21 protein-coding genes are annotated in these 19,929 nt (G+C 69.8%); 6 read left to right on the forward strand and 15 right to left on the reverse strand.

Annotated elements, in window-relative coordinates:
• Positions 1–4: 4 nt before the first annotated feature.
• Together OHB04_RS13360 and OHB04_RS13365 are read right to left on the reverse strand one after the other, a co-directional pair.
• Complete coding sequence (locus OHB04_RS13360) at positions 5–421, reverse strand: STAS domain-containing protein (RefSeq protein WP_405805590.1); 417 nt, start codon at positions 419–421, stop codon at positions 5–7.
• 265 nt (positions 422–686) lie between these two features.
• The gene (locus OHB04_RS13365; protein WP_326687907.1) at positions 687–1,535 is read right to left on the reverse strand and encodes a 3-hydroxyacyl-CoA dehydrogenase family protein; all 849 of its coding nucleotides are present in this window, start codon (positions 1,533–1,535) and stop codon (positions 687–689) included.
• A 480-nt stretch (positions 1,536–2,015) separates the two neighbouring features.
• On the opposite strand from OHB04_RS13365, the gene OHB04_RS13370 reads away from it, so the two are divergent.
• Genes OHB04_RS13370 through OHB04_RS13380 form a run of 3 tightly spaced genes read left to right on the forward strand, consistent with a single transcriptional unit; the run spans position 2,016 to position 4,110 of the window.
• A complete protein-coding gene (locus tag OHB04_RS13370) occupies positions 2,016–2,588 on the forward strand; it encodes a cob(I)yrinic acid a,c-diamide adenosyltransferase (RefSeq protein WP_326687908.1) in 573 nt (190 codons plus the stop codon).
• Complete coding sequence (locus tag OHB04_RS13375; RefSeq protein WP_326807507.1) at positions 2,585–3,199, forward strand: HAD family hydrolase; 615 nt, start codon at positions 2,585–2,587, stop codon at positions 3,197–3,199. Before OHB04_RS13370 ends, OHB04_RS13375 begins: the two co-directional genes overlap by 4 nt.
• A 35-nt stretch (positions 3,200–3,234) precedes the next feature.
• Entirely contained in the window at positions 3,235–4,110 is an 876-nt protein-coding gene (locus tag OHB04_RS13380) for a hypothetical protein (RefSeq protein ID WP_326687910.1), read from the forward strand.
• A 76-nt stretch (positions 4,111–4,186) separates the two neighbouring features.
• On the opposite strand, the gene aac(3) is transcribed toward OHB04_RS13380, so the two are convergent.
• Both aac(3) and OHB04_RS13390 read right to left on the reverse strand, forming a co-directional pair.
• Entirely contained in the window at positions 4,187–5,038 is an 852-nt protein-coding gene (aac(3), locus tag OHB04_RS13385; protein WP_326807508.1) for an aminoglycoside 3-N-acetyltransferase, read from the reverse strand.
• A gap of 371 nt (positions 5,039–5,409) precedes the next feature.
• Complete coding sequence (locus OHB04_RS13390) at positions 5,410–6,006, reverse strand: hypothetical protein (RefSeq protein WP_326692714.1); 597 nt, start codon at positions 6,004–6,006, stop codon at positions 5,410–5,412.
• A gap of 308 nt (positions 6,007–6,314) precedes the next feature.
• Between OHB04_RS13390 and OHB04_RS13395 the strand changes: the two genes are divergently transcribed.
• From OHB04_RS13395 to OHB04_RS13405, 3 genes are all read left to right on the forward strand, one after another.
• Positions 6,315–7,694, forward strand: coding sequence for a sensor histidine kinase (locus OHB04_RS13395; RefSeq protein WP_326687912.1), 1,380 nt, complete (start codon positions 6,315–6,317; stop codon positions 7,692–7,694).
• Between the two features lie 43 nt (positions 7,695–7,737).
• Entirely contained in the window at positions 7,738–8,436 is a 699-nt protein-coding gene (locus tag OHB04_RS13400) for a response regulator transcription factor (protein ID WP_326687913.1), read from the forward strand.
• Between the two features lie 215 nt (positions 8,437–8,651).
• The gene (locus tag OHB04_RS13405) at positions 8,652–9,572 is read left to right on the forward strand and encodes an AEC family transporter (protein WP_326687914.1); all 921 of its coding nucleotides are present in this window, start codon (positions 8,652–8,654) and stop codon (positions 9,570–9,572) included.
• 96 nt (positions 9,573–9,668) lie between these two features.
• Here the strand turns inward: OHB04_RS13405 and OHB04_RS13410 are convergent, their stop codons facing one another.
• The 11 genes from OHB04_RS13410 to OHB04_RS13460 all read right to left on the reverse strand — a co-directional run bounded on the left by OHB04_RS13410 (position 9,669) and on the right by OHB04_RS13460 (position 19,810).
• On the reverse strand, positions 9,669–10,127 hold the full coding sequence (locus tag OHB04_RS13410) for a DUF2550 domain-containing protein (protein ID WP_326687915.1): 459 nt from the start codon (positions 10,125–10,127) through the stop codon (positions 9,669–9,671).
• A gap of 152 nt (positions 10,128–10,279) precedes the next feature.
• Entirely contained in the window at positions 10,280–10,663 is a 384-nt protein-coding gene (locus OHB04_RS13415) for a F0F1 ATP synthase subunit epsilon (protein ID WP_326687916.1), read from the reverse strand.
• A gap of 152 nt (positions 10,664–10,815) precedes the next feature.
• Positions 10,816–12,258 carry a F0F1 ATP synthase subunit beta gene (atpD, locus tag OHB04_RS13420; protein WP_326687917.1) on the reverse strand — a complete coding sequence of 481 codons (1,443 nt, stop codon included), beginning with the start codon at positions 12,256–12,258 and terminating at the stop codon, positions 10,816–10,818.
• 2 nt (positions 12,259–12,260) lie between these two features.
• Positions 12,261–13,193, reverse strand: coding sequence for a F0F1 ATP synthase subunit gamma (locus tag OHB04_RS13425; protein ID WP_326687918.1), 933 nt, complete (start codon positions 13,191–13,193; stop codon positions 12,261–12,263).
• A gap of 2 nt (positions 13,194–13,195) precedes the next feature.
• A complete protein-coding gene (gene atpA, locus OHB04_RS13430) occupies positions 13,196–14,767 on the reverse strand; it encodes a F0F1 ATP synthase subunit alpha (RefSeq protein WP_326687919.1) in 1,572 nt (523 codons plus the stop codon).
• Between the two features lie 120 nt (positions 14,768–14,887).
• A complete protein-coding gene (locus OHB04_RS13435) occupies positions 14,888–15,703 on the reverse strand; it encodes a F0F1 ATP synthase subunit delta (RefSeq protein ID WP_326687920.1) in 816 nt (271 codons plus the stop codon).
• Positions 15,700–16,239: a F0F1 ATP synthase subunit B gene (locus OHB04_RS13440; protein ID WP_326692715.1), complete on the reverse strand. Its 540-nt coding sequence runs from the start codon at positions 16,237–16,239 to the stop codon at positions 15,700–15,702. Before OHB04_RS13440 ends, OHB04_RS13435 begins: the two co-directional genes overlap by 4 nt.
• 61 nt (positions 16,240–16,300) lie before the next feature.
• Complete coding sequence (atpE, locus tag OHB04_RS13445; RefSeq protein ID WP_016469811.1) at positions 16,301–16,558, reverse strand: ATP synthase F0 subunit C; 258 nt, start codon at positions 16,556–16,558, stop codon at positions 16,301–16,303.
• A gap of 75 nt (positions 16,559–16,633) precedes the next feature.
• Positions 16,634–17,464, reverse strand: coding sequence for a F0F1 ATP synthase subunit A (gene atpB / locus OHB04_RS13450; protein ID WP_326687921.1), 831 nt, complete (start codon positions 17,462–17,464; stop codon positions 16,634–16,636).
• A gap of 246 nt (positions 17,465–17,710) precedes the next feature.
• A complete protein-coding gene (locus OHB04_RS13455) occupies positions 17,711–18,178 on the reverse strand; it encodes a hypothetical protein (protein WP_326687922.1) in 468 nt (155 codons plus the stop codon).
• A 267-nt stretch (positions 18,179–18,445) separates the two neighbouring features.
• Positions 18,446–19,810 (reverse strand): MraY family glycosyltransferase, encoded by a 1,365-nt coding sequence (locus tag OHB04_RS13460; protein WP_326807509.1) that lies wholly within the window; start codon positions 19,808–19,810, stop codon positions 18,446–18,448.
• Between the last annotated feature and the right edge of the window lie 119 nt (positions 19,811–19,929).

The following is a 19,929-nucleotide window of genomic DNA, read 5'->3' on the forward strand; positions in this document are numbered from 1 at the left end:
TACGTCATGGCTTTGTGAGGATTCGGACGTCGGACTTCCGGGAACCGGACGAAACAGCTCCGGCCCTTCCGCCGGGTTCCTCCGGTGCCGCGGTTCCTTCCGGCCTCCTCCGGCCGGAGGGTACCGCCGCTGATTCGATCGCGAGAATCCGGTGGAGCCGTGTGGCCATCAGCAGGCGCTGCATCTGCGGGGGCACTTCACGCAGTACGAGCCTCCTGCCACAGCGTCCGGCGCGGCGGTGTGCGCCCATGATGACACCGAGGCCCGTGGCATCCCACGAGTCCAGCTCGGCGAGGTCGAGCACGAGATCGCCGTCGCCCGAGTCGACGGCGGCGTGCAGGACCGTTCGGGCGTCCGCCGCGCTGCGGACGTCGAGACGACCTCCGACGACCAGCTCGGCGTGGTCGCCCCTGATGTGCATATGCGCTCCTGGGTTGATATCCGGTTGGTTTGTTGTCCGGTGCGTGGACCTTTACACGTTGTTGTCCCACCACAACTGACTGCGGCAGCGGCAGTGAAGTTGCCGTCCGTGTCCAGACCGATACCGACTTTCACCCTCGTGGGCGAGGACGGCGGACGGCTGGCGCGGCGGGACACCGGAGTGTCCCGCCGTGCTCGTGGTCTCGGTGCTCGTGGAACGTGGTCTCTGTGCTCGCGGAAGGTCTCAGTGCTCGTGGAAGGTCTTCTCAGTGCTCGTAGAAGCCCTGTCCGCTCTTGCGTCCCAGGTCACCCGCGTCCACCATCCGCCGCATCAGCTCGGGCGGCGCGAACTTGCCGTCCTTGGACTCGGTCCAGATGTTCTCGGCGGCGTGCAGCAGGATGTCCACGCCGGTGAGGTCGGCGGTGGCCAGCGGACCCATGGCGTGGCCGAAGCCGAGCCGGCAGGCGGTGTCGATGTCCTCGGCCGAGGCGACCCCGGACTCGTAGAGGCTGGCGGCCTCGACGACGAGCGCGGAGATGAGGCGGGTGGTGACGAAGCCGGCGACGTCACGGTTGACGACGACGCAGGTCTTGCCGACGGACTCGGCGAACTCCCGTGCGGTGGCGAGGGTTTCGTCGCTGGTCTTGTGGCCGCGCACCAGCTCGCACAGGCCCATCATGGGCACCGGCGAGAAGAAGTGCGTGCCGACGACCCGTTCGGGGTGTTCGGTGGCCGCCGCGATCTTGGTGATCGGGATCGCGGAGGTGTTGGAGGCGAGGACGGTGTGCTCGTCCACCAGCTTGTCGAGGGTGGCGAAGATCTCCCGCTTGACCTCGATCTTCTCGAAGACGGCCTCGACCACGAGGTCGGCTCCGGCCGCGGCCTCCAGGTCCGTGGTGGTGGTGATACGGGCGAGCGCGGCCTCCGCGTCGGCGGATTCCAGCTTGCCCTTGCTGACGAACTTGTCGTATGACGCCTTGATTCCGTCGGTGCCCCGGGCGAGCGCCTCGTCCGTCACATCGCGGAGGACCACGTCCCAGCCCGCCTGTGCGGAGACCTGCGCGATTCCGGAGCCCATGAGTCCGGCCCCGATGACGGCGAGCTTCTTCGCCACGTTCTTCACCCTCACTTCGTCCCACCGGGCGGTCACACCCGCCACGCGTACTCGCTGCGCGCTTCCCGGCCGTACACACCCGTGAATAACCGTCCGTTGGGCGGACATTAGCGCTTCCCGGTAGGGCGTGGGCGGGGAAGAGACACGTATCACGTCTCACATGGCGGACATCACACCGGGGGGCGCTCAGGATGTGCGTGCCGCGTCAGCCGGGCGTGGTCGCGTACTTGAGCGTTTGCCGGTGGCCGGTTTGCCGGCGACCGGCGACCCGGGGCGGCGACCGGCGCCCCTCACCAAGCTCGAAGACGTCGAGCTTGGCGAGGGCTCACGTCCTGCCTGTCCGGGTGAAGCGCTCGCGGCGACGGCGCCCGCCCCGGGCAGCGAGTCCTCGATCACGGGACGCACGCGGCCCGGCACCGCCTCGGCCGTCGGCTGGCCAGGCGCCCTTCCGTGACCGGCCCGGCGGGCTACGCTCGCCTCATGGTTAACCTCACGCGGATCTACACCCGAACCGGCGACAAGGGCTCCACGGCGCTCGGCGACATGAGCCGCACCGCCAAGACCGACTCGCGCATCGCGGCGTACGCGGACGCCAACGAGGCGAACGCCGCGATCGGGGTCGCCCTCGCGCTGGGTGACCTCGGTGAGGAGATGCGCACGGTCCTGGTGCGGGTGCAGAACGACCTGTTCGACGTGGGTGCCGACCTGTCCACACCGGTGGTCGAGGACCCGCAATACCCGCCGCTGAGGGTCGAGCAGAGCTACGTCGACAAGCTGGAGGCGGACTGCGACCGCTTCCTGGAGGACCTGGAGAAGCTGCGCTCCTTCATCCTGCCCGGCGGCACGGCCGGCGCGGCCCTGCTGCACCAGGCGTGCACGGTCGTCCGCAGGGCCGAGCGTTCCACCTGGGCCGCGCTGGAGGAGCACGGCGAGACGATGAACCCGCTGACCGCGACCTACCTCAACCGCCTCTCCGACCTGCTGTTCATCCTCGCCCGCGCCGCGAACAAGGCCGTGGGCGACGTGCTGTGGGTGCCGGGCGGCGAACGGTGAGCGCGGGACGTGCGGCGCTGCTCATCGACCTGGGCGGAGTGCTCGTCGCGGACAAACTGCCCGCCACCGCGGCCAAGTGGGCCGCCAGGCTGGGCATATCCGAGCGGGACTTCATCACGGCCGTCTACGAGGGCAACGACGACCAGGTGCTCATCGGCCGGATGAGCAACGCCGACTGGTGGGCTCTCGTACGCGAGCGCCTCGGGCTGGACGAGGCGGCCGTCGCCGAGGTGCGGGAGGACCTGGCGGGCCGGCCCGTGTGGGACGAGCAGCTGCTGGCGGCCGTGGCGGGGCTGCGGGGCAGGGCGCGCACCGCGTTCGTCAGCAACGCGTGGCCGGATGCCCGGCCCAACCTCGCGGACCGGCTGGGGGCCGCCGACGAGGCCGTGCTCTCCTGCGAGGTGGGATACGCCAAACCGGACCCGCGCATCTACACTCACACTCTGGAGCTGCTGGGCGCCACCGCCGCCGGCTCACTCTTCGTGGACGACGTCTCCGCAAACGTGGAAGCGGCGCGCGAACTGGGCATGGCGGGGCATGTACACACTGATGCCGTCGGCACCCTCGCCGCGCTCGACGCCTTCGCCTCGGGGCTTTCCGAAAACCGCTGAGCCGCCTTGCGGGGTGAGCGGGTAGATTTCGGCGCATGTCGATACCGGGGGCCCAGCCGCAGCAGCCGTACGCACAACAGCCGCCCACTTCCACGGCGATGCCCGCGTACCCCAACCCCTACGCGGGACCTCCTGCCGTCCCCGGTCCGCCCGGTCCGCCCACGCCGCCCCCCGGCCCCCCGTCGCCGCCGTCACAGGGCATGGGGCCGCGCTGGCTGTGGGCGCTCGGCGGTGCGGTGCTCGCCTCGGTCACCTGGGCGGCGACCTTGATGGCGACGGGTACGCCGGCCGACGACAAGGGATCCGGCCGGACCTCGGCCTCAGCTCCGGCCTCACACCCGGATTTCCGGGGCTACCGCTTCCACCGCAACATGTGCGAGGCGGCGGAAATCACGTCGTTCCGTGCGAAGTACGAGATATCCGAGCGGTCGGGTAGATACCCGGACGCCGGCTATTCCTCGCGGCAGAAGGGGCTGGACGTCAGCGACTGCTCGCGCACGCTCGGCAAAGCGGCACGCACTCCCGCGGTCGCGGCGCTGGCCGCTTCCGCGACCTGGCACAAACGGTCGGACCCGAGCCGGGAGTTCGCCTCCGAGCAGCGCACTTGGGAGGACCAGGACACCGGCCCCTACGACTACACGGTCACACCGGTCGGGGGTTTCGGCGACGAGGCGTATCTCGTACGGGAGAAGCGGGAATCGACGCTGGGCAGCGCGACACTGGCCGTACGCGCGGGCTGGATGACGTACGAGATGCGGTGGAGCTGGGTCGGCAGCGGACCGGACGAGAAGATCAAGCCTCCGACGCCGGCAGCCGTGGTCCGGATGCTCAAGACGGACACCCGCGCGACGCTGGCCGCGCTGAAGAAGCCGGATTCCAAGGCGCCCCCGGCCCGCGATCCCAGCGCGTGACCGGGGCCGGCTCGTGAGGAGGGTTGGCGAGTGATGGGGCCCGGCGCATGAGTGGGGCCCGGCGATGGCTCGCCGGTCAGCGCTGGATGTGCCGTTCGATCCAGGCGACAGCGAAGCGGACGAGGTCCGGCGCCTCGAACAGATGGCTTTCGGCGGCACCGACCGTGCCGCGTATGCCGATTCCCGCCGCGAGCGCCTCGCGGGCGATGGCGGTGAACGGCCACTCGCCCTCTGGCACGGGCGCCAGGGTGTAGTCGAACGCCTCGTCCTCCGTGTCGACGTCCCAGTAGCGCTGCCACACCCGTCGGCCCTCCGCGTCCAGGACGGGTACCTCGTAGCTGAGGTACCGCTTGCCGGGGGCGTTGGCCAAGGATTCGGCGTGGTGCAGCACCGTGAGGGTGTCCAGCGGTGCGCCCAGCAGCAGGACCCGGCCACCGGCGGCGACCAGCCGGCCCAGGGCGCCCTTCGGCCCGTACGGGTCGTCCCAGGGCACCTCGCCGACCAGCGCCTCGGCCCGCGTGCCGAGCGCCACGAAGCTGTCGGGGTGCCTGGTGCGCAGCGCACCGGGGGTGTGGCGCAACGCCTCGGGAAGCCGCCCGTTGTCGTGCGTGCCCTCGCTCAGCTCCGGGTCGAAGGCGGGGTGTTCGGCGCGCACCGCCTCCCGCCAGGGCTCGGGCCAGTCCACGAAGTCCACGGGCGGCGCGTCGTTCCAGCCGCTGTAGGCCAGCAGTGTGCCGCTCTCGCCGAGGGCTTCGCGGAGCGCCGCGATGACGGTGAGGGGGCCGCCGGGCACGTAACCGAGCGCCGAGAGGCGGGTGTGGAACATGACGGTGTCACCGCGGGTGAGGCCCAGCGCGGTCAATTCCCGTACGAGGCGGGAGCGGGTGACGAGTCCGTCGGAGAGGGCGAGCAGCGCCCGTTCGTCCATGCGTACGGCCTCCGGATCGGTCGGCTCGGCCAGGCTCGCCGGGTGCGACTCGGCCGGTTCCCCGGCGCGCGCCGGAGCCGGCCGGGCGCCGTGAACGGATCGTGAGCCTACGTGGCCGGACGCCGGATACGCACCGGTTTTCCCCGGTCCTTGGCAGCCGGCGCCCGCCACACCCGGGGCCCGCCACACCCGTCACCCGGCGCCCAGCGCCCAGCACCCGTCACCCAGCACCCGTCACCCGGCGCCCAGCGCCCAGCACCCGTCACCCAGCACCCGTCACCCGGCGCCCAGCGCCCAGCACCCGTCACCCAGCACCCGTCACTCGGCGCCCAGCATCCGGACACACACCGCCCGGCGGAGGAACTCGCCGCCTACCGGAGGACCTTGGCGGAGGAGGGCCGCTCGGCGGGGGGCTCGGCCGCGCTGTCCGCACCGCCCTTGGTCCGCTTCGGCCAGATCGTGTAGCTCATCGCGATGATGACGGCGATCACGCAGACACCGCCCATGCGGGTCTGCCACTCGTGCAGGGGTTCGGTCTGACCGGGGTCGCCGACGTACCAGACCGCGAGCTGGAGCAGCCCGGCGGCGATGGCGGCCCCGCCGATCGCGCGTGCCGACATCTTCCACTCGTGCCATGCGCGCGCCATTCCGTAGCGCGGGGGCTTGGCCGGGCGCGGGCCGCCGCCGAGGCGGTGGGCGGCGTGGCCGTCGGCCCACTTGATCATGTAGTGCCCGTGGGTGGCGGTGAAGCCGACGTAGACGGCGGCCATCCCGTGCTTCCAGTCCGGCTCGGCGCCGTTCTTCAGGTCGATGGCCGTCACCACGAGCAGCACGACCTCCACCAGGGGCTCGCACAGCAGCACGACGGCGCCCGTGCGGGGCATCCGCGCGAGATAGCGCAGCGCGAGCCCCCCGGCGAGCAGCACCCAGAAGGCTGCCTCGGAGATGATGATCAGCGTCACGATCATGGTGAGCGCCCCCTGGTTCTTCCGGTGTCGGTATCCGCCGCTGATCAGCGTCCGGCCTCGGTCGAGCGATGTCCGGTGCGGATCAGGCATCTACAGCGTCACCCGTGAGAGACCCCTCGCACGTCGTCGCACGTGACGATCCCCGGCGCGGCCCACTGCATCGAAGGATGCAGTCGCTCCCTCCCCCGTTCGACCGGGCGAAGGACGATCACCGCACCGGCAGCCGCCTAGTCTGACCACGTCGTACCGCCCGCCCGTTGGGCGCGAGCCGCAGGGGCACGCGCGGGTCCGGGCACGAGGATGGGGCCATGACCGCAGCCGCAGCCGTACGCGCGCTCCGCGCGTACCGCCCGCACCGCGACGACGCGCTGATCGCGCTCGCCGGTGCGGCGGGTGGCCTGCTGCTGTGGTCGTTCGGCCTCACCAGCGCCCCTGCCCTGGAGCGCGGCCCGCGCTGGCTGGTGCTGGTGCCGCTGGCGGCGATGTGCCTGGCGGCGCTCGGGCGCCGTACGTCGCAGCCGTACGCGCTGATACTCGGCATCCTGGCGGAGGTCGCCGACCTGCTGGTGGGCTCGCTGCTGGCGACGCTGGGGCTGTTCACGGACGTGCTGTACGCCGCCGTGCTCTACGGCTCGGCCCGGCTCTCACGGGTGGTGCTGCGCGGCTCGGTGGTCTTCACCATCGTCGTCTCGGCCGGTCTGCTGGCCGCCTTCCAGCGGGCCGACATGCTGCTGATCGCCGGGGCCTGCGGCGCTGTCGTCCTCTTTCCCGCCTGGACCGGTGTCATCATCCGCGATCACCGGGACGAGGCGGCCACCGAGCGGCTGCGGGCCGAACAGACCGCGCTGCTGGCCGAGATGGACCGCACCCAGGCGATCAACGCCGAGCGCTCCCGCATGGCCCGCGAGCTGCACGACGTGGTCGCCAACCACCTCTCGGCGATCGCCATCCACTCCACGGCGGCGCTCTCCTTCCAGAAGGCCGCACCGGAGACCGCAGGCGGGCCCGACGGGCCCGATGGGCTCCACCGAGCCGAAGGCCCCGACGCGACGGGCGACGCCACCAGGGAAGCGCTCGGCGTCATCCGCGAGAACAGCGTGCAGGGCCTCGCCGAGATGCGCCGTCTCATCGGTCTGCTGCGCGACGCCGAGGGCGCGGACGAGCCCGCCACCACCCCCTCCCTCGACGGCCTGGAGGCCCTCCTGGAGCGGGCCCGCGCCGCGGCGGGCGACGGCCGTACCTTCACTCTCCGGGACCGGCGCGCCAAGGCCGGCAGGCTGCCCGCACCCGTGGAGCTGGCGGCCTACCGCGTCATCCAGGAGGCGGTCACCAACGCGCTCAAGCACGCCTCACCCGGACCGGTCACCGTCGAACTCGACCGTACGGACGCGCTGTACCTGAAGGTCACCAGCCCCCTGGACCCGGCCCTCACCGGCAAGGGCGGCGACGGCGATCCCCGCGCCCCGGGAGCCGGCGCGGGGCTCATCGGCATGCGCGAACGGGTCGAACTGCTGCACGGCGAGCTGGCGGCGGGCCCCATGACGGAGTCCACGTCGCAGGCCGCGGCGGAAGCCACAACGGGCGCCGACGAGGGCCCGGCGACCGGCCCCGGCGGCAACCACCTCTGGGAGGTGCGAGCCGTACTGCCCGCCCCCGAGGAGACACCCGAGAGGATCCAGCAGCAGTGAGACCGTCCAACATCGCAGGCCATCAGCACAGGGAGGGGACCCAGTGACGGACTCCGGCGCCGAACACACCGAACGCTCCGCGGTCATCCGCGTCCTGGTCGCCGAGGACCAGCAGTCCGTACGTGCCGGTCTCGTCCTCATCCTCCGCAACGCGCCGGGAATCCAGGTCGTCGGCGAGGCGGGCGACGGCGAGGAGGCGGTGCGGCTCGCGGGCGAACTCTCCCCAGACGTCGTACTGATGGACGTCCAGATGCCCCGCCTCGACGGGGTGACCGCCACCCGCCGCATCACCGGTGACGAGCTGGCCGATGTGCTGGTGCTGACCACCTTCGACCTGGACGAGTACGTCTTCGGGGCGCTGCGTGCCGGCGCCTCGGGATTCCTGCTCAAGGACAGCGAGGCCGCCGCCGTGGTGGAGGCGGTGCGTACGGTCGCCCGGGGCGAGGGCATGATCGCCCCCGCCGTCACCCGCCGCTTGATCGCCGAGTTCGCCTCGGGTGCCCAGGGTTTCGCACGCCCGTCGGCCGAGGCGCCGCCCGGCCTCGACGACCTGACGCGCAGGGAGCGCGAGGTGCTCGGCTGCCTGGGTGAGGGACTGTCCAACGCCGATGTCGCCCGCCGCCTCAGCATGGCGGAGGCCACCGTCAAGACCCACGTCAGCAGGCTCCTCGCCAAGCTGGAGCTGCGGAGCAGGACCCAGGCCGCCGTACTGGCCCAGGAGTTGGGCATCCCAGCGCCCTGAACCACGTCCCGATCCACGCCTCCAGCGGGTCCCGATCCGTCACACCTCCAACGGGTCCCGATCCGCCACAGGCCAACTCACAATCCACCACAGACCGGCCCCTGACCAGCGGCGAACCGGGGGCCCCTGCCGCGGCCCCCTCCCCCGAGCGGACAATTGAGCGAGTCTCGTACGCCGCAGAGGGGTCTCGTACACCGCACAGGGGGAGGTCAGCCGTGTCCGGCGTGATCACCGGCTTCGCCGTCATCGCCGCCGTCATCGGCACCGGCTACGTTCTCGGCCGCTATCGCCTGCTCGGCGACAACGGCCGCGAGGTACTGACGAAGCTCGCGTTCCATGTCGCCAGCCCCGCGCTGATGTTCGAGACCCTCGCACAGGCGGACCTGTCGCTGCTGGTCTCCGCGCCGCTGGCCATCACCGCGCTGTGCACCTTCGCCATGGCCGGCCTCTACGCCGCCGTGGGCGCGCTCCGCCGCTGGCCCCTGGGGCGGACGACGGTGGGCGCGCTGTGTGCCAGCTATGTGAACGCCGGAAACCTCGGCATCCCCGTCGCCGCCTATGTGCTGGGCGACGCCTCGCTCGTCGCCCCGGTGCTGCTCTTCCAGCTGCTGCTGATGACGCCCATCGGCCTGGCCGTTCTCGACGTCTCGGCCTCCGGCGGGGGCGGCAGCGTGCTGCGCCGCGTCACCAGCCCCTTCCGCAACCCGATCGTGCTGGGCTCCCTCAGCGGGGTGGCCGTGGCGGCGACCGGCCGCGAATTGCCCGACCCCGTCATGGAGCCCTTCCAGCTGATCGGCGCGATGTCGGTGCCTGCGGTGCTGCTCGCCTTCGGCATATCGCTGTACGGGAGCGCGCTGCCGGGGCGCGGGAGCGACCGGGGGCCGATGCTGCTGTCCGTCGCGCTCAAGGCCGTCGGCCAGCCGGCCACCGCGTGGCTCCTGGGCACGGCCCTGTTCGGGCTGCACGGCCGGGCCCTGTTCGCGGTGGTCGTCACCGCCGCCCTGCCCTCGGCCCAGAACCTCTTCACCTACGCCAGCCGCTACAACGTGGCCACCCGCCTGGCCCGCGAGTCCATCCTGCTCTCGACGATCCTCTCGGTGCCCATGCTGGTAGTGATCGCGGCGCTGCTCGGCTGAAGGCCGGGCGGGCACAGCGCGCCAGGGACCGGTCGGAAACAACCAGGGACAGCCAGGAACAGCCAGAGATCGCCGGCCGCAGGCCGCCTCGCCTCATCAGGCCACGTTCACGCGCTGCCCGGGAGGCGCCGCCTCCAGCCAGGCCAGAAAGCCCGTCAGGGCGTCCTCGCTGAGCGCCAGCTCCACCCGCGTGTGCTCCGGCCCGACGGCGCAGGCCAGCACGATGGCGTCCGAGAGGAGCGCCTGCTCCTCCTCGCCGAGAGGCGACCTGCGCTCAAGAACGTCAATGGCCCCGCGCACAAGATGGCGGCGGGGCCTGGGGGCATAGGAGAAGACGCGGAACCACTCGATCCGGTCACCGTTGTAGCGGGCGATTCCATAGGCCCACCCTTTGCCGGAGGGCTCCTCCGCCTCCTGCTGGGACACCTCCCACCGCAGGTTGCAGTCGAACGTTCCTCCGGAGCGCTGGATGAGCCGCCTGCGTACCCCGAAGGCGAAGAGCCCCGCCAACACCAGCAGGACGACCGCGCCGCACAGCAACAGAGCGAGGACCATCTTCACCGACCTCCTCGCTTACTCCGGGACCCCGAAACCCGCGGGTCGCTCAACCGCTTCTGTATGGCGTCAGCCGCGGACGGCCCCGGAGAATTCCGGAACCACCCGCGGCTGAGTGTCGTCGTGACGCGACAGTGACGACGCGACAAACGTCAGCGAACGGCCGTCACCGCTCGCAGCCGGACATCGGCACGCAACTCCGCGTCGGCGTCCGCCTGGGACTTGGCCTGTTCCAGCGCGCGCTCCGCCCGCTCGACATCGATCTCGTCGGTCAGCTCCGCGACCTCGGCCAGCAAGGAGAGCTGGTTTTCGGCGAAGGAGATGAAACCGCCGTGCACTGCGGCGACGACGGTGCCGTCGCCGCTCTCACCTGTCGTGCGGATGGTGACGGGGCCGGACTCCAGCACACCGAGCAGCGGCTGGTGGCCGGGCATGACGCCGATATCACCCGAGGTGGTGCGCGCGACGACCAGGCTGGCCTTGCCCGACCAGACCTTACGGTCGGCGGCGACCAACTCGACGTGCAGCTCAGCCACTGTGGCTCCTCAGACTGGGATGGGGAAAGGATAAGGGGTGCGGCGCGGGGGCAGGTACTCACACCCGCCCCCGCAGCGGAGCACAGCCCGCGCACGGCCGCGCACCACGGCGCGCTGAGGCGCGCGGGTGCACGGCTGTGCGCGGAAGGGCGTCAGGAGACGCCCAGCTCCTTCGCCTTGGCCTTGAGGTCGTCAAGGCCACCGCACATGAAGAACGCCTGCTCCGGGAAGTGGTCGTACTCACCGTCGGCGATCGCGTTGAAGGCCGTGATCGACTCGTCCAGCGGGACGTCGGATCCGTCGAGGCCGGTGAACTGCTTCGCCGCGTGGGTGTTCTGCGACAGGAAGCGCTCGATACGGCGCGCACGGCTGACGGTGAGCTTGTCCTCCTCGGACAGCTCGTCGATACCGAGGATCGAGATGATGTCCTGGAGATCCTTGTACTTCTGCAGGATCCCCTTGACGCGCTCCGCGCAGTCGTAGTGCTCCTGCGAGACGAAGCGGGGGTCCAGGATCCGGGACGTCGAGTCCAGCGGGTCGACCGCCGGGTAGATGCCCTTCTCGGAGATCGGCCGGGACAGGGTCGTGGTCGCGTCGAGGTGGGCGAACACGTTGGCCGGGGCCGGGTCGGTGAGGTCGTCCGCGGGGACGTAGATCGCCTGCATCGAGGTGATCGAGTTACCGCGGGTCGAGGTGATGCGCTCCTGGAGCACACCCATCTCGTCCGCCAGGTTCGGCTGGTAGCCCACCGCGGAGGGCATGCGGCCGAGCAGGGTGGAGACCTCGGAGCCGGCCTGGGTGAAGCGGAAGATGTTGTCGATGAAGAACAGCACGTCCTGGTTCTGCACATCGCGGAAGTACTCCGCCATGGTCAGACCGGCCAGCGCGACCCGGAGACGGGTGCCCGGCGGCTCGTCCATCTGACCGAAGACCAGCGCGGTCTGCGGCAGCACGCCGGACTCGGCCATCTCCTCGATCAGGTCGTTGCCCTCACGGGTGCGCTCGCCGACACCGGCGAACACGGAAACGCCCTCGTGCAGCTTGGCCACACGCATGATCATTTCCTGGATGAGCACCGTCTTGCCGACGCCGGCGCCGCCGAACAGGCCGATCTTGCCGCCCTTGACGTACGGGGTCAGCAGGTCGACGACCTTCAGGCCGGTCTCGAACATCTCGGTCTTGGACTCGAGCTGGTCGAAGGCGGGGGCCTTGCGGTGGATGGACCACCGCTCGGTGATCTCCGACTCGGCCTCCGGCTCGTTCAGGATCTTGCCCAGGGTGTTGAACACCCGGCCCTTGGTGACGTCGCCGACCGGCACGGTGATGCTCTCGCCGGTGTCGGTCACCACGGCCTGGCGGACCAGACCGTCGGTGGGCTCCATCGAGATCGCCTTGACGAGGCCCTCGCCCAGGTGCTGCGCGACCTCCAGCGTGAGGGTCTTCTTCTTGCCCTCTTGTGCCGGGTCGGCGACCTCGACGTGCAGGGCGTTGTAGATCTCCGGCATGGCGTCGACGGGGAACTCCACGTCGACGACCGGGCCGATGACCCGGGCTACGCGGCCCGTCGCAGCGGCCGTCTCAACTGTGGTGGTCATGGTTAGCGGTCACTCCCCGCGTTAGCGTCAGCCAGCGCGCTCGCCCCACCGACGATCTCGCTGATTTCCTGGGTGATGTCGGCCTGGCGGGCCGCGTTGGCAAGCCGCGTCAGCGACTTGATCAGATCTTCGGCGTTGTCGGTCGCCGACTTCATCGCCCGGCGCGTGGCAGCGTGCTTGGAGGCCGCCGCCTGGAGCAGGGCGTTGTAGATCCGGGATTCGACATAGCGCGGCAGCAGCGCGTCCAGCACGTCCTCGGCCGACGGCTCGAAGTCGTACAGCGGCATGATCGCGGAGCCGGACTTCGCCGTCTCCACGTCCGCCTCCTGGGCGTCCTTCCCGAAGCTCAGCGGCAGCATCCGGTTGTCCACCGGGGTCTGCGTGATCATCGAGATGAACTCGGTGTAGACGATGTGCAGCTCATCCACACCGCCCTCGCCGGTCTCCGCCGTGATCGCGTCGATCAGCGGCGCGGCGACGGCCTTGGCATCCCCGTAGGTCGGGTTGTCCGTGAAGCCGGACCACGACTTCTCGACCGGCCGGCCGCGGAAGCCGTAGTAGGACACGCCCTTGGAGCCGACGATGAAGCTGACGATCTCCTTGCCCTCGTCGGTCAGCCGCTTGTTGAGCCGCTCCGCCGCCTTGATGGCGTTGGAGTTGTAGCCGCCCGCCAGACCCCGGTCGCTCGTGATGAGCAGCACGGCAGCCCGCGTGGGACGCTCCGCCTCGGTGGTCAGCGGGTGCTTGGTGTCGGAACCCTGCGCGACGGCGGTGACCGCACGGGTCAGCTCCGTCGCGTACGGCTCGGAGGCCGCCACCCTGCGCTGCGCCTTGACGATGCGCGAGGCGGCGATCATCTCCATCGCCCGGGTGATCTTCTTGGTCGCAGTGACGGACTTGATCCGCCGCTTGTAGACCCTGAGCTGGGCACCCATGCTCAGCCCTCGCCCAGGAGCTTGCCGTCCGAGGTCTCGAACTGGGTCTTGAACGCCTCGACCGCTTCACCGAGGGTCTGGACGGTGTCGTCCGACATCTTCGCGCCCTCGCGGATGCTGGTCAGCAGGCCCTGGTTCTCGCGGTGCATGTAGTCCAGCAGCTCGCGCTCGAAGCGGCGGACGTCCTCGACCGGGACATCGTCCATCTTGCCGTTGGTGCCGGACCACACGGACACGACCTGGTCCTCGGTGGCGAACGGCGCGTACTGCGACTGCTTGAGCAGCTCGACCATCCGCTTGCCGCGCTCCAGCGCGCCCTTGGAGGCGTCGTCCAGGTCGGAGCCGAAGGCGGCGAACGCCTCCAGCTCGCGGTACTGCGCCAGGTCCACCCGGAGCGAACCGGTGATCTGCCGGATCGCCCTGTGCTGGGCCGAGCCACCGACACGGGAGACGGAGATACCGACGTTCAGCGCCGGCCGCTGGCCCGCGTTGAACAGGTCCGACTCCAAGAAGCACTGGCCGTCGGTGATGGAGATGACGTTGGTCGGAATGAACGCCGACACGTCGTTCGCCTTGGTCTCGACGATCGGCAGGCCCGTCATCGAACCCTTGCCCATCTCGTCGGAGAGCTTGGCGCAGCGCTCCAGCAGCCGGGAGTGCAGGTAGAAGACGTCACCCGGGTACGCCTCACGGCCCGGCGGGCGGCGCAGCAGCAGGGAGACGGCGCGGTAGGCGTCGGCCTGCTTGGTGAGGTCGTCGAAGACGATCAGGACGTGCTGCCCCTGGTACATCCAGTGCTGGCCGATGGCCGAGCCGGTGTAGGGGGCGACGTACTTGAAGCCGGCCGGGTCGGACGCCGGGGCCGCCACGATGGTGGTGTACTCCAGCGCGCCCGCCTCCTCCAGCGCGCCGCGCACGGACGCGATGGTGGAGCCCTTCTGGCCGACGGCGACGTAGATGCAGCGGACCTGCTTGTCGGGGTCGCCGGAGCGCCAGTTGTCGCGCTGGTTGATGATCGTGTCGACGCACAGCGCGGTCTTGCCGGTCTGGCGGTCACCGATGACGAGCTGACGCTGGCCGCGGCCGATCGGGGTCATGGTGTCGACGGCCTTGTAGCCCGTCTCCATCGGCTCGTGGACCGACTTGCGCTCCATGACCGTGGGCGCCTGGAGTTCCAGGGCACGGCGGCCCTCGGTCTCGATCTCGCCGAGCCCGTCGATCGGTGCACCCAGCGGGTCGACGACACGGCCGAGGTAGCCGTCGCCGACCGGGACCGACAGGACCTCGCCGGTACGGTGCACCGGCTGGCCCTCTTCGATGCCGCTGAACTCACCGAGGACGACGGCACCGATCTCGCGCTCCTCGAGGTTGAGGGCGAGGCCGAGGGTGCCGTCCTCGAACTTCAGCAGCTCGTTCGCCATGACCGAGGGCAGCCCCTCGACCTTCGCGATGCCATCGCTGGCAGCGCTGACCGTACCGACCTCTTCGCGCGAGGCCGCGTCCGGCGTGTACGACTGGACAAAGTTCTCCAGCGCGTCCCGGATCTCATCCGGCCGGATCGTGAGCTCCGCCATCTGGGTTCCCTGCTCTCCTTGTTGGGCCCGTAAGTTCCTTCGGGCTCCGGGGGGCGTCTTCTCCCCCGTCTCCCTTGTACGGCCCAACTCGGGCCGCGTTCATGCTTGTTGAGTTGGTTTTCAGCCGGCCATGCGCCGTTGTGCGTCATCAAGACGGTCGGCGATGGAGCCGTTGATGACCTCGTCGCCCACCCGCACCGTGATGCCGCCGAGGACCTCGGGGTCCACGTCGAGGTTCAGATGAACCTGGCGGCCGTACATCGTGGCGAGTGCGTCGGCGAGGCGCTGCCGCTGGCGGTCGCTGAGCGGCACCGCCGAGGTGACGACGGCGACCGAACGATTGCGACGCTCCGCGGCGAGCCGGGTGAGGGCATCGAATCCACCCTCCAGGCTACGTCCCCGCGGCTGTGTCACAAGGCGCGTCACCAGCCGCTCCGTGGCCGGCCTGGCCCTGCCGCCCAGCAGCGTGTGCAGCAGTGCGGCCTTCGCCTCGGTCCGCGCCGTCCGGTCGGACAGCGCAGAGCGCAGTTCGGTGGAGGAGGTGACCGTCCGGGCGAACCGGAACAGCTCGTCCTCCACGTCGTCCAGCGAGCCGTCCCGCTCCGCGGCCACGAGGTCGGCGTAGTCCGCCAGCTCCTCGACGGCGTCGACCAGGTCGCGCGACGACGACCAGCGGGAGCGCACCATGCCGGCCACCAGGTCGACGGCGGGGCCGCCGACCTGCTCGCCCAGCACGCGGGTGACGAGGCCGGCCTTGGCCTCCCCGTCCCGCGCCGGGTCGGTGAGGACCCGGCGCAGCGAGACCTCGCGCTCCAGCAGCGTGGTCACGGCCGCGAGCTCGTCGGCGAGCGTGGTGGCGTCGACCGGTGTGGAGTCGGTCAGCGCGGTCAGGCTCTCGCGTGCGGCGGCAAGCGCCTCACGGCTCGCTCCGTTCATCGGGCGGCTCCGCCGGCCTCGGCCTTTTCCTCGAGCTGGTCGAGGAAGCGGTCGATGGTGCGGCTCTGCCGGGCGTGGTCCTCAAGGGACTCGCCGACGAGCTTGCCCGCCAGGTCGGTCGCGAGCTTGCCGACGTCCTGGCGCAGCGCCTGCGCGGCCTGCCTGCGGTCGGCCTCGATCTGCGAGTGACCGGCGGCGATGATCTCCTCACGCTGCCGCTGGCCCTCGGCGCGCATCTCCGCGATGAGGGCCGCACCCTGCTCCTGCGCCTCGGCACGCAGCCGCGCCGCTTCGTGGCGGGCCTCCGAGAGCTGGTCCTTGTACTGCTGGAGTACGTCGGACGCTTCCTGCTGAGCCGCCTCGGCCTTCTCGATGCCGCCCTCAATGGCTTCACGACGCTCTTCCAGCACCTTGTTGATGGTGGGGAGGAGCTTCTTCCACAGGAAGAAGAAGACGATGGCGAAAGCGATCAGGCCGATGACCAGCTCGGGAATCGGCGGGATGAGCGGGTTCTGCGGAACCTCGGTCTCCGCCATGTGTACCCAGGCGTTCACGTCAGTGCCTTCCGTCGGAATGTGAGTCAGTGCGCTCGGTGTCTCAGCTACGGAAGATGAAGCCCATGACGATGCCGATGAGGGCCAGCGCCTCACAGAAGGCGAAGCCGAGGATCTGGTTCTGACGGATCAGACCGGCGGCCTCGGGCTGACGGGCCAGGGCCTGCGTGCCGTTACCGAAGACGATGCCGACGCCGATGCCGGGGCCGATGGCCGCGAGGCCGTAACCGACGGAACCGAGGTTGCCGGTGACGCCCTTGGCCTCGGCGGCGAGGTTGACCATTTCGAGAGCAGCGGACATGCCGTTACTTCCTTCTCTGTACGGACCGGCGGGGGTTGGCCGCCGGACATCTAGGGGTGTACGGGGAGGGGTTGCTCAGTGTTCCTCGACGAGCGCGCCCTGGATGTAGGTGCAAGTCAGCAGGACGAAGACGTACGCCTGGATGACCTGGATGAACAGCTCGAAGGCGATCATCACGACCGTCATCACGAAGGAGACGGCCGAGTAGGCGATGCCGATGCCGTTGAGCATGTACCAGGTCGCGATGGTGAAGAGGACCACCAGCATGTGACCCGCGAACATGTTCGCGAAGAGCCGGACCGCGTGGGTGAAGGGGCGCACCAGCAGGTTCGAGAAGAACTCGATGGTCATGACGAGCGGGCGCACCGCACCGGGCAGCGACGGGTCGTAACCGGTGAAGTTCTTGAAGGCGCCGACGAATCCGTGGCGCTTGAAGGTGAGCCCGACCCAGAGGATGTAGACGACCAGCGCGAGACCGAGCGGAATCGAGAAGATCGACGTCACGGGGAACTGCGCGAGCGGGATGACCGACCAGAGGTTCATCACCCAGACGAAGAAGAAGAGCGCCACCACCAGGGGGACGTACTTCTCGCCTTCCTTCTTGCCGATCGTCTCGTAGACCACGCCGCGGCGGATGAAGTCGTAGCCGGCCTCACCGACCATCTGGATCTTGCCGGGCACGAGCTTGGGCTTGTTGAACGCGGCCCAGAAGAACCACACGATGGCGAGCGTGCCCACAAGAGCGAGCAGCATCGGCTTGTTGAAGTCGAATCCGGCGACGCTGAACATCGGCTCGAAGACGAACGAGTGGAGCCCTGGAGCCTCGAAGCCGCAGCCACTGAAAAGGTGGCAGTCGGTCTCAAAGGCGAGCATCTGGTCAGCACTCACCGCGGGCTCCTTCTGCATGGCGCATGAAAACGGCTACCTCGTTGTGTCGGCGCGGCGTGCTGCCACGGAACGGCACTGGTCTGGGTCTTACGAATCGGGGGCGGCGGCTGATCAGGGTGCGAGGGTGTCCGATCCGTCCCGTGTGATCCGGAACTGGTGGAAACCCCGCGGCCCCCGTCTGCTGCGCCGCAGTTGGCACCGGACGATAGCAGTTGCTCGAACGAGCGCTTATCCCGCCCCTACGTGGCCCTGGCGTCAGGGGCCTCACGAATTCGCCCCCGAGGCGGCGGCCTTTGCACCGCCGTCGGTCGCGTTCGCGGCCTTGCCGCCGTTGCCGGAGTCCGGCTCCACGTACATGATCTTCGCCTTCATATGCGCCCTGCCCTGGGCGGCAACCCATACAACGGTGCCGCCGAGCAAGGTGAGAGCGAAGGTCTGGGTGTCGAAAAGGGTCGTATCCCTGAAGACCACCAGCACGACGAAGAGCAGCAGGATCTGCGTCGTATAGAGCAGCAGGCCCATCGCCTGAAAGAGGTGAGGAAAGGATTTGGCTGTCCGCTGGAGGACGTAAAGGCCCAGGCCCATGAAGAGGATCACCACCAGCGCTCCAGCCGCCGCGCCAATCGCTCCCTTACCGCCTGCGAACACGCCGCTGAACACTGCGGCCACGACACCGGCTACGGCGGTCGGGACGGCGCAATGCAGCAGCATGCGAGCGTCGTTCGACTGCATGTGGTGTACTCCGGGGAAATCGGGGGTCGTCTGTCGTCGAGGGACGAGCGTAGCCCCGGCACTGAGGACAAACCTCCCGTCGAAGCGACCGCGAGAGTGCGGTACTTCGGTTGGTCACCGGGTTTCGTGAACGGTATCACAAACTATTTGATGAGGTCTTTACCTACATGGTGTGCCTCCTGTCACACGCACGTGTGAGGAGGCGAGCACGGGCTGACGCCAGTACTTATGTCTGGTATTGCCGGAATGCCGGGGCCACCACCCGTGTCAGCGGCGGTTGTTGATCTTTTTCGGCCGGGTGAAGCTGCGGCGGTCGCCGATGGCGGTGGCACCGTTCAGACCGGCCAGAGCGGGCTCCCGCTCGCCACCGTCCGCCCTCCCTTCCGCGCCGTCCTCGCCCTTCTCCCCGCCGTCCGCGCCCGCCGCCGCGTCCTCGTCCGCCGCGTGTTCCGGCAGCACATCACGCGCACGCCGGTACCGGGGCGGCAGCACCGCCTGGGCCCAGCGGGGCACCCGCGGCGTGAAGCGCGGCAGCAGCAGGATCACCAGCCCCGCGGCGCTGAGCAGCACGATGGCGAGCACGATGGCCAAGCTGGAGGAGCGCACCGAGAAGGCGACGGCTCCGAAGGCGATCAGCGCCGACCAGAAGTACATGATCAGCACGGCACGGCTGTGCGAGTGCCCGATCTCCAGCAGCCGGTGGTGCAGGTGCCCACGGTCCGCGGCGAACGGCGAGCGGCCGTTCCAGGTGCGCCGCACGATCGCCATCACCAGGTCCACGAACGGCACCGCGATGATCGTCAACGGCAGCAGCAGCGGCATGTAGAGGGGCACCATCGTGTGCACGGCCGACTTCTCCGAGCCGGCGTGCTCGACCAGCAGGTCCGGGTCCACCTGACCCGTGATGGAGACCGCGCCGGCGGCCAGCACCAGCCCGATCAGCATCGACCCCGAGTCACCCATGAAGATGCGCGAGGGGTGCATGTTGTGCGGCAGGAAGCCCAGGCACATGCCCATCAGCACGGCCGCGAACAGCGTCGCGGGCGCCGCCGCCTCGACGCCGTAGCCGTACCAGATGCGGTACGCGTACATGAAGAACGCCGCGGCGGCGATGCACACCATGCCCGCCGCCAGCCCGTCGAGGCCGTCCGCGAAGTTCACCGCGTTGATGGTGATCACCACCAGCGCGACGGTCAGCAGCGTGCCCTGGAGGGGGGTGAGCGAGACGTTGCCCACGCCCGGCACCGGCAGCCACAAGATGGTCAGGCCCTGGAGCACCATGACGCCGGCGGCGATCATCTGCCCGCCGAGCTTCACCAGGGCGTCGACGCCCCACTTGTCGTCCAGGACGCCGATCAGCCAGATCAGCCCGGCTCCGGAGAGCAGCGCGCGCGGTTCGTCGGAAAGGGTGAACAGCTCGCCGATGTTGGTCAGTTGCGAGGCGACGAGCAATCCGGCGCACAGCCCGCCGAACATCGCGATGCCGCCGAGCCGCGGCGTCGGCTCACGGTGCACGTCCCGGGCCCGGACGGGCGGCATCGCACCAGCGGCGATGGCGAATTTCCGCGCGGGCCCCGTCAGCAGATAGGTCACCGCAACCGTGACGCACAGCGTCAGCAGATATTCACGCACGGGCTCCCCAGGGGTTTCGCGGGCTGCTCGGACTCACACGATAGGACACGACGACCTGCTCGGTTGCTGTGCGGCGGCCCGCACAGCGGGGCACGACGGCCTGCTCAGCCGGTGTGCGG

This window comes from Streptomyces sp. NBC_01775 (assembly GCF_035917675.1).
Taxonomy (GTDB): domain Bacteria; phylum Actinomycetota; class Actinomycetes; order Streptomycetales; family Streptomycetaceae; genus Streptomyces.